We start from the raw sequence: 14,760 nt of genomic DNA on the forward strand, positions 1-14,760 counted from the left end.
CTGCAAAACTGTTTATTTATCGCTTATTACCTTTATTAAATGCGGTCCGTTTTTTCTGACAAGGCTCTATCTATGCTCAAGTAACCACCGCCCTGTATCGCAAGAGAAATCAAAGCCACCATTAAGGTTAATGCGTATTCGTAACCACCATCCGATACAAATAATCCATTACTGATATGGGTAGAAAAAATAGCGACCAACATAGTAAAAGCTGCAACCAATGCAGCGGGACGAGTCAACAGCCCAAATACAAGAGCAAGACCACCGAAGAACTCTGCACTGCCCGCCAACAACGCCATTAAGTAACCAGGCTCAATACCGATACTGCTCATCCATTCAGCCGTACCCGCCAGTCCGCCACCACCAAACCAGCCAAATAGTTTTTGGGCACCATGAGCCATTAAGATCAAACCGACTGGCACACGAAGCACCAAGGCGGCATATCCAGCTTTGGTATCTAGTATTTTATTTAACAGTGATGTGTTCATTTGTGATTACTCCATAGCGTTTTATTAAAGGTAAATGGTTTAGCCATTGGGCATAAACGTACTTTACTATCAACGCTATAAAAGAGTAAGAGTGGTTATATTGAATAATTAACAACGTACCGTTGACAATTAGATTTGGATAGTAGGTTTTGACGCTACTCGACATCTTGCAGATTGGCTGTCAGCTGTGCACGGCTTGGTACGCGATGATAATTAATCACAGGTACGTCTCCCAATCGGCGCTGTCCTATGGCGATCTTTTTATCAATGGTAATCATCGCAATCTTTTGGTTTTGCTCACTGAGTAATAAATGATTGGTCTTCCGGGTGACCCGATAATTAGGGAAATACTGCTTTAATATAGCCGCAGTTTTGTATAGGCCATCATGAACAGGTGCTTTTGATTGCTTAGTGTTTGCTTCACCTGTTTTTGAGCCGCGTGACTTTGCTACTAACCACAAAACTATGATTACGGCGAACAATATGACAAGCCACCAAATTCCGTCTATCATGAGAAAGGTATCCATTATTAGGAAGGGTTGGTTCATGTTAGCAGAATTATCGCCGCCGTTAATAGCACAAGTGCAAGATGCCGCCAAACTCTTGGCATCAAAACGACGCATTTGTATTTTGACAGGTGCAGGCATTTCAGCAGAAAGTGGCATTCCAACGTTTCGGGACAAGCAGACGGGCTTATGGGAGAACTATAAAGCCGAAGATTTGGCGACACCAGATGCTTTTGCTCGCGATCCAAAGCTGGTTTGGTCATGGTATCAGTGGCGCAGAAAGCTGGTGGCGGATAAAACACCGAATCCTGCTCATCATGCATTGGCACAGTGGCAGCAGCACACAATTTCAAACCAGCAACAGCTGACGCTCATTACTCAAAATGTTGATAATCTACATGAGCAGGCTGGTAGCATAGTGACGCATCTGCACGGTAATCTCTGGCGCAATCGTTGTAGTCAATGCCACATACCTTATATAAACGACTTAGAAGGCTCAAAGAATAGTGAGGATACTATTAACTTTGACGAGTTACTACTCACCTGCCCGCACTGCGATGGTTATATTAGGCCAGATATTGTGTGGTTTGGAGAAGCCCTGCCAGTACAAGCATGGCAGACGGCAGAAGAGGCAGCTGCGCATTGTGAGGTATTTATCAGTATTGGCACATCAAGTCTTGTCTATCCTGCGGCAGGGCTGGCACAACTGGCAAAGCAGAATGGCGCCAAAGTCATAGAAATAAATCCTGATCCAACACCGAATACCATCGTTGATATCACATTGGCAGAAAAAGCAGGGGTGGTTATGCCAGTACTAATAGCGCAAATGACTGCATTACAGTTCTAAACATAGGCACAAACATTCAGATTAAGCTCTATATAGAATAGCATTATGATTATCTACTTTTAACAAATCCATAAAAAAAGGCTTAATGGCGACTATCAACCATTAAGCCTTTTTACTGACTATCAAACTGCTAGCATTTATAATCGATTCACTTTGAAAGAAACACAGTGAGATTGGGATGAATGTTGCACAGCCTCTGTATCAACAGCACGCCAGAAAAATTTATAACAGTATTAACGTATCTATTTTATTTAGAACTGACTATAGTTTTTATTCATCCTACTGTAAGGCAAGATCAACTCTCGCTAAATATTCCTTTTTCAACTCGTCATCAATGAATGCTGATCTAAAAGAGTTTTTTACCAACGCCACAATATCAGCCTCTGACAGATCTAGGTGTTCATGCAGATTGATAAAATTCTGATTCATATAGCCTTTAAAATACGCAGGGTCGTCGGAGTTGACACTGACATTTAGACCGTAATCCAAAAGCTCTTTAATATTATGCTCTTGATAGGTTTCAAAAACCTTGAGTTCAATATTTGAATTCGGACATACCGTCAGTGGCATTTGCTCCTCTTTTAACCGTTGCATGAGCTCTGGGCTTTTTATAGATTGTACACCATGGTCGATCCTATGAATGTCCAACAAGTTTAATGCCTCATAGATATACGAAAAATCCCCTTCTTCGCCAGCATGAGCGACCAACTTAAAGCCCGCTTCCCTTGCCTTTTTAAAGACGTCTTTAAACTTTGAAGGCGGGTTGCCAAGCTCTGAGGAATCAAGGCCGACACCAATAATATCGTCTTGGTACTTTAAGGCTTCCTCTAATGTCTCAAATGCCTCTTCTTGTGATAAATGTCTTAAAAAACACATAATAATACAAGAAGTAATGCCGTATTGGGTCTTGGCATCGTCTAGCGCTTCTTTGATACCAGTAATCACTGCATCGAAAGAAACTCCTCTTGCCGTATGCGTTTGCGGATCAAAAAATATCTCAGTATGGATGATATTGTTTTCGACACACTTGAGAATGTATTCCCATGTCAAATCATAAAAGTCATCTTTTGTGAGCAGGACATTAGCACCCGCATAATAAATGTCTAAAAAGGTTTGTAGATTGGTGAAATTATATGCTTTGCGCACATCTTCTATATCCTTATAAGGAATCTCTACATGGTTCTTTTTAGCCAATCTGAACATAAGCTCAGGCTCTAATGAGCCTTCAATATGCAAATGAAGTTCAGCTTTTGGTAGTTTCTTTATCAAATCAATCATAGGGTTCCAGTACTGGTTTTTTGGTAGGACGAATGCATAGTAAGGCAAATAAAGTACATCCGTGAAAGCGGCGCATATGTACAGCGGCACTCTGTTTCCAGAGGCACTATTATATTTGAATTACTATCAAAACCCTATAGACTAAAACAAACCTTTAAAATCTATATATCTTATTAACGAGAGAATTTATAGATATGACTTATCACATCATCTACTTCAAGAATACCACCGTATTAGACAACTCATTGCCTGACGGATTGTCTTCAAGCTGATAATACTGGCGAAGCACTTGCCCGACTTCTTCTAACAATTCACCCACGCTTTCTTCTGTTTTTTTACTGGCAATGCCCGACACCGCTTTTTCACACATCGCACGCCAAACCGTTGGGCTAACATGAGCGCTGATACCGCGATCGGCCACTATCTCTAACTTGTGCTCACAGATATTGACATAAACCAAAACCCCTGTGTTTTCTTCAGTGTCCCAAACATGATAGTCACTAAACAAATCAATCGCACGTTCGCGGCAGCCGATATAGTAAGCTTCTTGAATAGGTAGGTGATTTTCTACTATCAAAAACACCTCACCGCGGTGCCCTCGTTCAGCACTTGTGACTCTATTCGTCAAACGCGCCTTTGCGTCTGCTGTGAGCCACTTACTGTGCAATACAGGGACGAACAAAACTTGACGCCACCAGCGGGCGAAACTGGGATTTGAAGCATTGTTTTCTGACATTATATTATTTCCTCAAATATGTCATTGCTGACAGTCGTTTCGTGAATGGGTCTACCATGAGCCGCCAGCACCGCCGCCGCCAAAGCCGCCACCACCACCACCAAAGCCGCCGCCACCAAAACCCCCACCGCCGAAGCCGCCACCACTGCCCATACCAGGGAGGAAAATCATGCTACTGCCACGACGTCCGCCTTTACCACCACCACCTTTACCGCCACCGCCGCCACGTGCAATCAAAAACATCCATATGAATATTGCCATAATCAATGTCATGAAGAAACCGCCGCCTAGTGCCAATGAGCCTGCAAAAAAACCACCAGCCGTTAGGATAGAACCAAATACTCGCCCAAAGATACTAGTAATGAAGCTACCAAATATCATCGACATCACAAACAAGAAGACAGGCATTGGTAGCTCATCTGATCCTTGCTGAGCATCACTGCGTTCAGCCGCTTGCGCATCGGCGCGCGCTAATACTTCAGGATCGGCAGTCAAACGGGTTTTGAGTGCATTCACCCCTGCCAAAATCCCAGCACCATAATTGTCTTGTTTGAATAGCGGAGTAATATCTTCACGAATAATACGGTTGACGGCAGCATCTGGTAGCACGCCTTCTAGTCCATAGCCTGTTAAAACATACATATCACGGTCATTGACGGCGACGACCATCAACAAACCATCGTCGATGTCTTTGTCACCAAGCTGCCATTTTTCTGCCACTTGTAAGGCATAGTCAAAAATAGGTACCCCATTGGTCGTAGGTACGATGACGACCGCCGCTTGAGCCAAACCTTGCTGATAGATACTTCTAAGCTGCGCTTCTAGGCGTTGTTTTTCTTGCGGATTTAAGACATTTGCCTGATCAATTACTGGCTCATTTAATATCAGTTTACTCGCATCAACACTAGGGGCACTTGATTGTACAGGAGGTCGACTGGGTGTTGATGCCCCAGTTGCAGCTTCCTCACTGCCAGCTGCATTTGGATTAATGGCATCGTTGCCGAGTATGGCTTCATTGATTGCTTCATTGCCCAATACGGCATCGTTGATGGCTTCATTGGATTCACCAGCTTTGGCAATGGCCACCAAATCCTCAACACTACGATCTTGCATGGTCGAGGTGTTATCTGTAGCCACTGCACTATTTTCAACATCAGCAGTAGGCGCAGCATACAGCACCGACGCCCCACTTATGCTGAGTGTAAACAATAATGTCGATAAGATTGCTTTTGAATTATTCATCTAATCTATACCACCTCAAGTGACCTCTGTACTAAATTAATAGGCATTCATATCCATCAACACCTTAATATCTACAAAACAAGTCTGGCCTATTGTCCAAACAAATAGAGCGGCAATGACTGCTTACCGCTCTATTTTTGTGCTTACCCTATCAAAACTACTCAGCTGCCGCTGCACTATTACTGTCACCACCGAAGTCGACACTTGGTGCAGTCGAGATAGCTTCTTCATTGGCAACACTAAAGTTCGGCTTGGCATCTAAACCAAATACTTTTGCCGTGACATTGGTTGGGAACTGGCGCACAGACGTATTGTAAGCTTGTACTTCTTGAATATAACGATTACGTGCAACAGCGATGCGGTTTTCAGTACCTTCAAGCTGGGCTTGCAAGTCTTGGAACAAAGCATCCGATTTTAGCTCAGGATAACGCTCAGACACTGCCATTAAACGTGACAAAGCACCTGTCATCTGCTCTTGAGCTGCTGCATAACGCTCCATGGCTTCAGGGTCATTAAGCACCTCAGGCGTTACTGTAATGCCACCCGCACGCGAACGAGCTTCAGCAACTTGGGTAAAGACCTCTTGTTCTTGTGTCGCATATTGCTGCACCACTTTGACCAAGTTTGGCACCAAATCAGAGCGTCGCTGATATTGGTTGACCACTTCTGACCATGAAGCGGTGACCTGCTCGTCTTGAGCCTGAAGGTTGTTATAACCACAACCACTTAGACCAACCGTAGAGGTTGCTAGTACAGCTGCCAATAACAGAGGTTTTACAATTGATTGACGCGTCATCGATGTTTCTCCTAATAATATTAAATAACCAGTAGCTCATTTTTTCATAAATTTTTAAAGCATATATAAGGGTCTTATAGGTGTAGGGATTAAAGGCAGAAATGGCCAGTCGCGCTCTCAACCTGTATCTAATATGATTGCATACGCATAATCACCTACAAGACATACTGCAATAATGGCGTTATAAAGGCGCTTTTACAATTCACCGTTACCAAAACACAACCGCAAAATATCGTCACGCTTTTGCTTTTAAGTGCTTATATAAAGAAACATGGCACAATACATGCAACTGACATACGGCACGTGCTCTAACTTATGTTCAGCTTGATGTGCCCATTTAACAGGTTCAATTATTACGTCTATTCTTCTAAAGGTTACTCAGCAGTACATTAGTTACATTAAAGGAAAGAAATATTTTGCTGGTACAAAGAAAATTGTAGTAATTAGGATAAAAATGTGGCAAATTGCAGTTACTTAGCTGTACGTTTTGAATACATTTGGTAGTGGACTTATATTTTGATTAGTATTAGACAGCTTCTGATTTTTATATAAAAGTATCTATTGACTATTATATAGTTGCTCGATGATTTGATCAGCCACGCCAGCAGTGTAATCAACTGGTATCGCTCATAGTGAGTTGAATACTACAAGTATTTAATAATATAACCGCCTATTTTATTCGCTGCTCTACTTATTATTTATCTTATTTATTACCTCCTAATAAGATAGCAGAGTAATGAAGGTAGCAAAAGTGTTGTACATGCAGCTGTTACTAATATTATGGATAATAAGCTCTATGTAAGCAGTCAATACTGCCAGAGAGCCAAGCGGATAAATACGGACAACTACAGTCGATTCTTAGTGGCTAAGCACGTATGAGACTTCACTGATATAAGTCGATGTAGCTAATTTAACTGCTTAACTTAAATAAGTAAGTTAACCAGTTAGCTTACTCCTAGCATACAGAGCCGCTTTGAGACAGTACTAGGGATATAAATATGGAAGGTTTAGTTAACTTAGTAAACGGAATTATCTGGAGCCCCGCACTGATCTATCTGTGTTTGGGTGCAGGCTTATTTTATTCCATTATGACGCGCTTCGTACAAGTGCGTTTGTTCGGTGAAATGATCAAACTACTATTCACTGGTAAATCCAGTGCAGATGGTATTTCTTCATTCCAAGCACTGGCAGTAGCCTTAGCTGGGCGTGTGGGTATGGGTAACATCGCAGGTGTTGCTGCTGCTATCGGCTTCGGTGGCCCTGGTGCGGTATTTTGGATGTGGGTTGTGGCATTCTTAGGCGCATCTACTGCCTATGTTGAATCAACACTCGCACAGATCTATAAAGAAAGAGACGTCATCACTGGCGAATATCGTGGTGGCCCTGCTTATTACTTCGAGCGGGCGCTTGGTCAAAAATGGTACGGTATCCTCTTCGCAATCGCTTCTATCTTAGCTTGTGGTATGTTCTTACCAGGTGTACAGGCAAATGGCGTTCTCAGTGCTTTCACGCAACTTATGGGTGAAGGTACTACCATGAACGTTGCAGGCCTAGAAGTCGGTTCTATGCGTCTGGTCGGCTTAGCCATTATCTTAGTCGTACTAGGTGTCATCATTTTTGGTGGTATTAAGCGTATTGCAACCTTTACTGAATATGCCGTTCCATTTATGGCAATCGGTTATATTGCCTTAGCTTTAATTATCATGTTCAGCAACTTCAGTTTGATCCCAGATGTATTTGGTTTGATCATTAGTGATGCCTTTACGGCGCAAGCTGGTTTTGGCGCGGCGATCGGTTGGGGTGTCAAACGTGGTATTTACTCAAACGAAGCTGGACAAGGTACAGGTCCTCACGCTGCTGCTGCTGCTGAAGTTCAGCATCCATCACAGCAGGGTCTAGTTCAGGCGTTCTCAGTATATGTTGATACACTACTGGTTTGTTCTGCTACTGCATTTATGATTTTATCTACTGGTATGTACAATGTTCAGGGTACTTTACCAGAAGGTCAGTTCATTCTTCAAAATGTAGCCGCTACTACCGAAATCAATTCGCCTGCCTTTACGCAAATGGCAATGGAATCAGTATACGGTACGTTTGGTAATGTATTCATCGCAATCGCTGTATTCTTCTTTGCCTTTACTACAATTTTGGCTTACTACTACATCGCTGAAGTAAACGTGGCTTACTTGACACGCTTTCTCGGTCGTGGTGCTAATAAAACAGGCTTATTCTTAGTAAAAATCTTAATCATGGTAATGGTTGCTTACGGTGCTCTAAACTCAGCCGGTTATATCTGGGCGATTGGTGATATTGGTGTTGGCCTTATGGCTTGGCTCAATATTGTTGGTATCCTTGTTATCTTCTTTGTGGCACGTCCAACCCTCACTATGCTTAAAGACTATGAAGCACAACTTAAATCTGGTGTTGAGCACTATAGCTTTGATCCAGCTAAGTTCGGTATCAAAAACGCACCTTATTGGGAAGAGCGTCATCTAAAAGAGCAACAAAGACTGGCAGCTGATCCACTACGTAAAGAACCTAAGTAATTGTCTTTAAGATAGTAATCATCTGAGTAGTATATAAAAAGCCCGAGACAACCGTCTCGGGCTTTTTTTATTTGTATGTTTTTGACGGTCAAAGCTAGACACTGCAAAGTAGTGTATGACGTGAAACTATTCAAATACCGGCTTGTACGCGTTTATCATGTGGCCAAAATCCAAACACAAAAAAGCCCAGCTCATCGGCTAGGCTTCTTTAATGTATCAATCTATTATAGACATCTGACTTGAAAAAAGAGCTTACTCAGGCATTAATACGGCATCGATAGTATGTACAACACCATTCGTTGCCATTATATCAGTACCTGTGATGTTAGCCGTGCCGCCCGTAGCATCAGTGATGACGTTAGCATCGCTGATAGAAATCGTTGCGCCATTGGCAGTTTCGATATCAGTACCGTAAGGAATATCAGCAGCTTTAACTTCCATAGCTACTACGTGATATGGAAGTACTTTTTTGAGTAGCTCGGTGTTAGCTAGCAACTCTTCTTTAGTCACGCCTAATTTTTCTAGTACTGGAGCAAAGGCATCATCAGTTGGTGCAAATACTGTATATTTGGTGTCTTCCATTAGCATGGTATCAAGACCTGCTGCTTGAAGCGCTGCTGTCAAGATAGTTAGGTTTTCATTACCAGCTGCTAGTTCAGCAATCGTTTGTGTTCCCACAGTATCAGTTTCAGCCATTGGATCGACGACTGGATCAGCTTCAGCCACTGGTGCAGTTCCTACCGCTGGCTCTACCACTGCTTCTTCAGTAGTGGCATCAGTTGCAGCAGGATCAGCAACTGTTTCGGTGTCATTACAAGCCGCTAGTGACATAGCCGCTGTGACAACTGCGATTGATAGTAAATTCTTCTTCAACATGAGTATTTCCTTATAAATAATGAATTAAATTGTTTATTAAGCAGACTATTCTTCTTAATGAGTATCTATAACAGCAAATGATATGTATTGATAAACAATGTCAGCCACCCAGTTCAGTGACTTTAATGCTGTTATACCGATAATTATGATTCTAACGGATTCATTTTAAATTGTTGCTTACTTAGGTAGCGAGACTGTATAAATCACGTGTATAGATTTAAAATTAGTTTGTATAGTCAGCACTATAGTGATAAAGACAGCGTTTCTCATAACCACTTCTGTACTTTTAGTATCAAAAAATACAGGTTTGTCAGAGATATTGAGAAGTTTATTCCAACAGTCTGAAAGCTTTCTAGAAAAAAATTCAGAGTAAGTCGATAGTAATAACAATAAGACGGTTGCAGCAATAATAGTATTTAACCAATCTAATTAAATAGCAGTCGTCTTATTATTGGCTTATGACAGATAAAGCTGGTACTTATACCAGCTCCATCATAAAGAAGTACAGACAGTATTTTTAAATAGTACTTATTTAGGCATCAATACTCTGTCAATCACGTGGATTACACCGTTATTGGCGGCAATGTCAGTTTTTACGATATTAGTAGTACGGCCCATTTCGTCCATCAGCTTACCTTGGGTCGTTACCATTAACGTGTCTTTGCTAAGTGTCATGACATTACCTGGCTTCACGTCTTTTTTGTACATTGCCATATCACCGTTGATAACATGATAGCCTAGGACTTTGGTTAGCATCGGCTTGTTGGCGAATAGTTGTTCTTTAGTCATGCCTGTTTCTTTTAACGCTTGCATAAATGCCGCGTTGGTCGGTGCAAACACAGTGTAATTAGCATTTGGATTGGCCAATGCACTGGTTAAGCCAGCAGCTTGTATTGCTTCTACCAATACTGAGAAGTCAGGATTGCTTTGGGCAACTTGTACCACGTTCATTTTTGCCATAGACTGACTATGCATTGGCGCTTTCATATCAGCGCTTTTGTTTGGCATCATATTATTACAAGCACTTAGACCAGCGATTGAAATAGCGAGTGTACCGATAGTGGCAATTTTAGTAAGTTTCATAACATTATCCTTAATGATTGAGTATTTTTGAACGTCGATCTTATTGTCTTACAGATCAGATTGTTTTTTCCTAAAACACTTACCAGCATTGATGTGTATGAAAGACACTGCTAGGAAGCCAATAAAATCAACCACACCCACTAGTAAGTAGTGCTTACGAAAAACCAATCCTTCTGAAATTAAATTAACATATTAAAATTATTTATAAATTTATTTTTACGCTATTTTTTGTAGTAACGGTGTAAGTACCGTCTGTCTTTTATGAGTGACCGTTTGCTTTGATTTACAAGATCCGCAAGTTGTGTAATTAAGAACCGAAATGATTGTCATTTATGTCTTAACTTTTATAAAAAAAGCCTCAATAGCAGGTTAGTCATTCAGTAATTTTAAGGCATTTCTTACGGTCAAAGAAGCATAAGGACTGTGCGTATGCTATGTGATTTTCATGCTAGAATAATGCGGATTTGCCTGTTCCTTTTATAAGATTTCGCACGCCATTTGCTATACCTTCCTTTCATAATATTGACGATATAAGCAGCGCTCCTATGAATCAAACGATGACTCCACAAACTTCTTCCGAAACGGATACCACTCCTAGCTCATCACATTCTACGGATGGCTTTATTCTAACACCGCCTGCTGTGTTTCCTTATAAGGAACAGCAATTGACGGCGCGTGCGCGTATCACTGAGCAAATGGCGTCCAGAATTTTGATGTTGGATGGGGCGATGGGCACGCAGATTCAGAACTATAAGTTGGAAGAATCTGATTATCGTGGCGAGCGTTTTGCGGACATCAGCCAAGATGTGAGGGGCAATAACGATCTGCTGGTACTCACGCAGCCGCAAATGATTAAGGAGATTCACAAAGATCATCTGACCGCTGGTGCTGATATCATCGAGACCAACAGCTTCAATGGAACGCGTCTGTCGATGGCCGACTACGACATGGAATATCTGGTGCCTGAGCTGAATAAGGCAGCGGCGAAGCTCGCGCGCGAAGCGGCTGATGAGTTCACTGCCAAGACGCCTGACAAGCCGCGTTTTGTGGCGGGCGTCATTGGCCCGACGTCACGCACTTGTTCGCTGTCTCCTGATGTCAATGATCCTGCATTTCGTAACATAACCTTTGATGAGCTTGTACTCAATTACCGAGAAGCGACCTTGGCATTGATGGAAGGCGGTGTCGATCTTATCTTGATCGAGACAATCTTTGATACGCTAAATGCCAAAGCGGCGATATTTGCGGTAACGGGTGTGTTTGAGGACATTGGCTTTGAATTACCAATTATGATTTCGGGGACGATTACGGATGCTTCAGGTCGCACGCTCTCTGGTCAAACGGCTGAGGCTTTTTATAACTCAATTCGTCATGCCAAGCCCTTATCCGTTGGCTTTAACTGTGCGCTTGGGGCTGATGCGCTGCGTCCGCATATTCAAACTTTGTCAAACATTGCCAACACGTATGTGTCCGCGCATCCAAATGCGGGGCTGCCCAATGAGTTTGGCGAGTATGATGAAACGGCTGATGAAACCGCAGCCCTACTCGAAGGCTTTGCCAAAGCGGGCATCCTAAACATCGTGGGTGGCTGCTGTGGTACGACGCCTGAGCACATTCGCCAAATCGCTAACATGGTGGCGAATTATGCCCCGCGTGTCATTCCTGAGATTCCACCTGCCTGCCGTCTGTCAGGACTTGAGCCTTTTACCATCACGCCTGAGAGTTTGTTTGTCAACGTGGGTGAGCGTACCAACGTCACAGGCTCTAAAAAGTTCTTGCGCTTGATTAAAACCGAAGCCTATCTTGAGGCACTCGATGTCGCTCGCGATCAGGTCGAAGGCGGCGCGCAGATCGTCGATATCAACATGGATGAAGGCATGCTTGACTCCAAGCAGGCGATGATTCATTTCATCAACTTGGTGTCGGGTGAGCCTGATATCAGCCGTGTGCCGTTGATGATTGACTCATCGAAATGGGACATCATCGAAGAAGGTCTAAAACGCACGCAAGGCAAATGTGTCGTCAACTCCATCTCCTTAAAAGAAGGCTACGATGAGTTCGTTGAGCGCGCCAAGTTATGTATGCGCTATGGCGCTGCCGTTATCGTCATGGCATTTGATGAAGACGGTCAGGCCGATACTTACGAGCGTAAAATTCAAATCTGTCAGCGTAGCTACGACGTCTTAGTCAATGAAGTAGGCTTCCCATCCGAAGACATTATCTTTGACCCTAATATTTTTGCAGTGGCAACCGGTATCACTGAGCACAATAACTACGGCGCGGATTTTATCAACGCCACGCGCTGGATCACCGAAAACCTGCCGAACGCCATGGTGTCGGGCGGTGTCTCCAACGTCTCATTTAGTTTCCGTGGTAACCCCATTCGTGAGGCGATCAACTCCGTATTCTTGTTTCATGCGATCAAAAACGGCCTGACAATGGGTATCGTCAACCCTGCCATGCTTGAATTGTACGACGACATCCCTCTTGAGGCGCGTGATGCCATCGAAGACGTGATGCTCAATCGTAACCAAGGTGAGACGGGGCAAGATGCCACTGAGCGACTCATGACCGTCGCTGAAAACTATCAAGACGGCGGTAAGAAAAAAGACAGTACCGTCGATATGAGCTGGCGTGAAGGCACGGTAGAAGAGCGCATCGCCCATGCGCTGGTAAAAGGCATCACCACCTTTATTGAAGCCGACACCAAAGAAGCGTGGGAGAAATATCCTAGACCGCTGGAGGTCATCGAAGGGCCATTAATGGACGGTATGAACATCGTCGGTGATCTATTTGGCGCGGGTAAAATGTTTTTACCGCAGGTGGTGAAATCTGCGCGAGTGATGAAGCAATCTGTTGCGTGGCTCAACCCGTACATCGAAGCGGAAAAAGTCGAAGGCGAAGTCAAAGGTAAAATCCTGATGGCGACCGTCAAGGGCGACGTCCATGATATCGGTAAAAACATTGTCGGCGTGGTACTTGGCTGTAACGGCTATGACATCGTCGATCTGGGCGTGATGGTGCCGTGTGAGACCATCCTCGATACGGCTATCAGAGAAAAAGTAGACATCATCGGTCTGTCCGGTTTAATTACCCCAAGTCTTGATGAAATGGTCTACGTCGCCAAGCAGATGCAAGAGCGCGGCATGAACTTACCACTGATGATCGGCGGTGCGACCACGTCAAAAGCGCATACGGCGGTCAAGGTCGAGCCGCAATACCAAAACGATGGCGTCATCTATGTGTCTGATGCCTCGCGCTCAGTGGGCGTGGTCACCAAGCTGCTGTCAAAAGAGCACCGTCAAGCGCTCATCGATGAAACACGCGAAGAGTATGTCAAAGTGCGTGAGCGCCTCGCTAAGCGCCAACCAAAAGCCGCAAAGGTAACGTATGCCGAGTCGGTGAAAATTGGCTTCAAATATGACTGGGAAAACTACGTACCGCCTGTACCTAACAAGCTGGGGCAAGTGATATTTGATGATTACCCCATCACTAACCTACTGCCTTATATCGACTGGACGCCTTTCTTCATCTCTTGGGGACTGACGGGTAAATACCCTAAAATTCTGCAAGACGACGTGGTTGGCGAAGCAGCGCGCGATTTGTTTGGTAATGCCGAAGACTTACTACACAAAATGATTGAGGAAAAATCAATCGTTGCTAAAGGCGTGTTTAAACTGATGCCAGCTCGCCGTACTGGCGCAGATACCGTCACCGTTTACGACAACGACCCGCAACAAAACGGTCAGCCGACCCATCAGTTTGAACATCTGCGTCAGCAAAGCGACAAAACCAGCGGCAAGCCGAACTTTAGCTTGGCAGACTTCATCTCGCCATCGGACGCTTATAATGATTATTTGGGTGGATTTACCGTCTCTATCGTCGGTACAGAAGCACTGGCGGAAAAGTACAAAGCGGCGGGCGACGATTATAATGCCATTATGGTACAAGCATTATCCGACCGTCTTGCTGAAGCTTTTGCCGAGCACTTGCATGAATTAATCCGTAAAGACTATTGGGGCTATCAGCCAACTGAGTCACTCACCAACGATGAGATGATCAAAGAAAAATACGTCGGTATCCGTCCAGCGCCCGGCTACCCTGCCTGCCCTGAGCACACCGAAAAGGGCAAACTGTTTGATTGGCTTGGTACGGTCGATGCGATTGGGACGACTCTAACTGAAAACTACGCTATGTGGCCTGCGTCCTCAGTCAGCGGCTTCTACTACTCGCATCCTGATAGTGAGTACTTCAACGTCGGTAAGATCAGCCGCGATCAGTTAGAGAGCTATGCTGAGCGTAAAGACTGGGATATAAAAACGGCTGAGAAGTGGCTAAATCCGAATTTGTAGACTTTTAAAA

Annotated in this window: 11 protein-coding genes; 3 read left to right on the forward strand and 8 right to left on the reverse strand. The window is 43.8% G+C overall.

Annotated features, from left to right (window positions below):
• Positions 1 to 35: 35 nt before the first annotated feature.
• Both ACT3TH_RS10420 and ACT3TH_RS10425 read right to left on the reverse strand, forming a co-directional pair.
• Positions 36 to 488, reverse strand: coding sequence for a DoxX family protein (locus ACT3TH_RS10420; RefSeq protein WP_444755764.1), 453 nt, complete (start codon positions 486 to 488; stop codon positions 36 to 38).
• 155 nt (positions 489 to 643) lie between these two features.
• Entirely contained in the window at positions 644 to 1,000 is a 357-nt protein-coding gene (locus ACT3TH_RS10425; RefSeq protein WP_444755765.1) for a hypothetical protein, read from the reverse strand.
• A gap of 34 nt (positions 1,001 to 1,034) precedes the next feature.
• On the opposite strand from ACT3TH_RS10425, the gene ACT3TH_RS10430 reads away from it, so the two are divergent.
• Positions 1,035 to 1,841 (forward strand): SIR2 family NAD-dependent protein deacylase, encoded by an 807-nt coding sequence (locus ACT3TH_RS10430; protein ID WP_444755766.1) that lies wholly within the window; start codon positions 1,035 to 1,037, stop codon positions 1,839 to 1,841.
• A 279-nt stretch (positions 1,842 to 2,120) separates the two neighbouring features.
• On the opposite strand, the gene ACT3TH_RS10435 is transcribed toward ACT3TH_RS10430, so the two are convergent.
• The 4 genes from ACT3TH_RS10435 to ACT3TH_RS10450 all read right to left on the reverse strand — a co-directional run bounded on the left by ACT3TH_RS10435 (position 2,121) and on the right by ACT3TH_RS10450 (position 5,893).
• Positions 2,121 to 3,119, reverse strand: coding sequence for an adenosine deaminase (locus tag ACT3TH_RS10435; protein ID WP_444755767.1), 999 nt, complete (start codon positions 3,117 to 3,119; stop codon positions 2,121 to 2,123).
• A gap of 211 nt (positions 3,120 to 3,330) precedes the next feature.
• A complete protein-coding gene (locus tag ACT3TH_RS10440) occupies positions 3,331 to 3,855 on the reverse strand; it encodes a TPM domain-containing protein (protein ID WP_444755768.1) in 525 nt (174 codons plus the stop codon).
• A 51-nt stretch (positions 3,856 to 3,906) separates the two neighbouring features.
• A complete protein-coding gene (locus ACT3TH_RS10445; RefSeq protein ID WP_444755769.1) occupies positions 3,907 to 5,097 on the reverse strand; it encodes a TPM domain-containing protein in 1,191 nt (396 codons plus the stop codon).
• 157 nt (positions 5,098 to 5,254) lie between these two features.
• Positions 5,255 to 5,893 (reverse strand): LemA family protein, encoded by a 639-nt coding sequence (locus ACT3TH_RS10450; protein WP_444755770.1) that lies wholly within the window; start codon positions 5,891 to 5,893, stop codon positions 5,255 to 5,257.
• A 998-nt stretch (positions 5,894 to 6,891) separates the two neighbouring features.
• Here ACT3TH_RS10450 and ACT3TH_RS10455 point away from each other — a divergent pair.
• The gene (locus tag ACT3TH_RS10455) at positions 6,892 to 8,439 is read left to right on the forward strand and encodes an alanine/glycine:cation symporter family protein (protein ID WP_444755771.1); all 1,548 of its coding nucleotides are present in this window, start codon (positions 6,892 to 6,894) and stop codon (positions 8,437 to 8,439) included.
• A gap of 252 nt (positions 8,440 to 8,691) precedes the next feature.
• On the opposite strand, the gene ACT3TH_RS10460 is transcribed toward ACT3TH_RS10455, so the two are convergent.
• On the reverse strand, positions 8,692 to 9,315 hold the full coding sequence (locus ACT3TH_RS10460; RefSeq protein ID WP_444755772.1) for a fasciclin domain-containing protein: 624 nt from the start codon (positions 9,313 to 9,315) through the stop codon (positions 8,692 to 8,694).
• 528 nt (positions 9,316 to 9,843) lie between these two features.
• Positions 9,844 to 10,398 carry a fasciclin domain-containing protein gene (locus ACT3TH_RS10465; RefSeq protein WP_444755773.1) on the reverse strand — a complete coding sequence of 185 codons (555 nt, stop codon included), beginning with the start codon at positions 10,396 to 10,398 and terminating at the stop codon, positions 9,844 to 9,846.
• A 557-nt stretch (positions 10,399 to 10,955) separates the two neighbouring features.
• Between ACT3TH_RS10465 and metH the strand changes: the two genes are divergently transcribed.
• Positions 10,956 to 14,750, forward strand: a complete 3,795-nt coding sequence (gene metH, locus ACT3TH_RS10470) for a methionine synthase (RefSeq protein WP_444755802.1) — start codon at positions 10,956 to 10,958, stop codon at positions 14,748 to 14,750.
• Positions 14,751 to 14,760: the final 10 nt, after the last annotated feature.

The sequence above is a fragment of the Psychrobacter sp. AOP22-C1-C5 genome (assembly GCF_052378885.1).
Lineage (GTDB): Bacteria > Pseudomonadota > Gammaproteobacteria > Pseudomonadales > Moraxellaceae > Psychrobacter.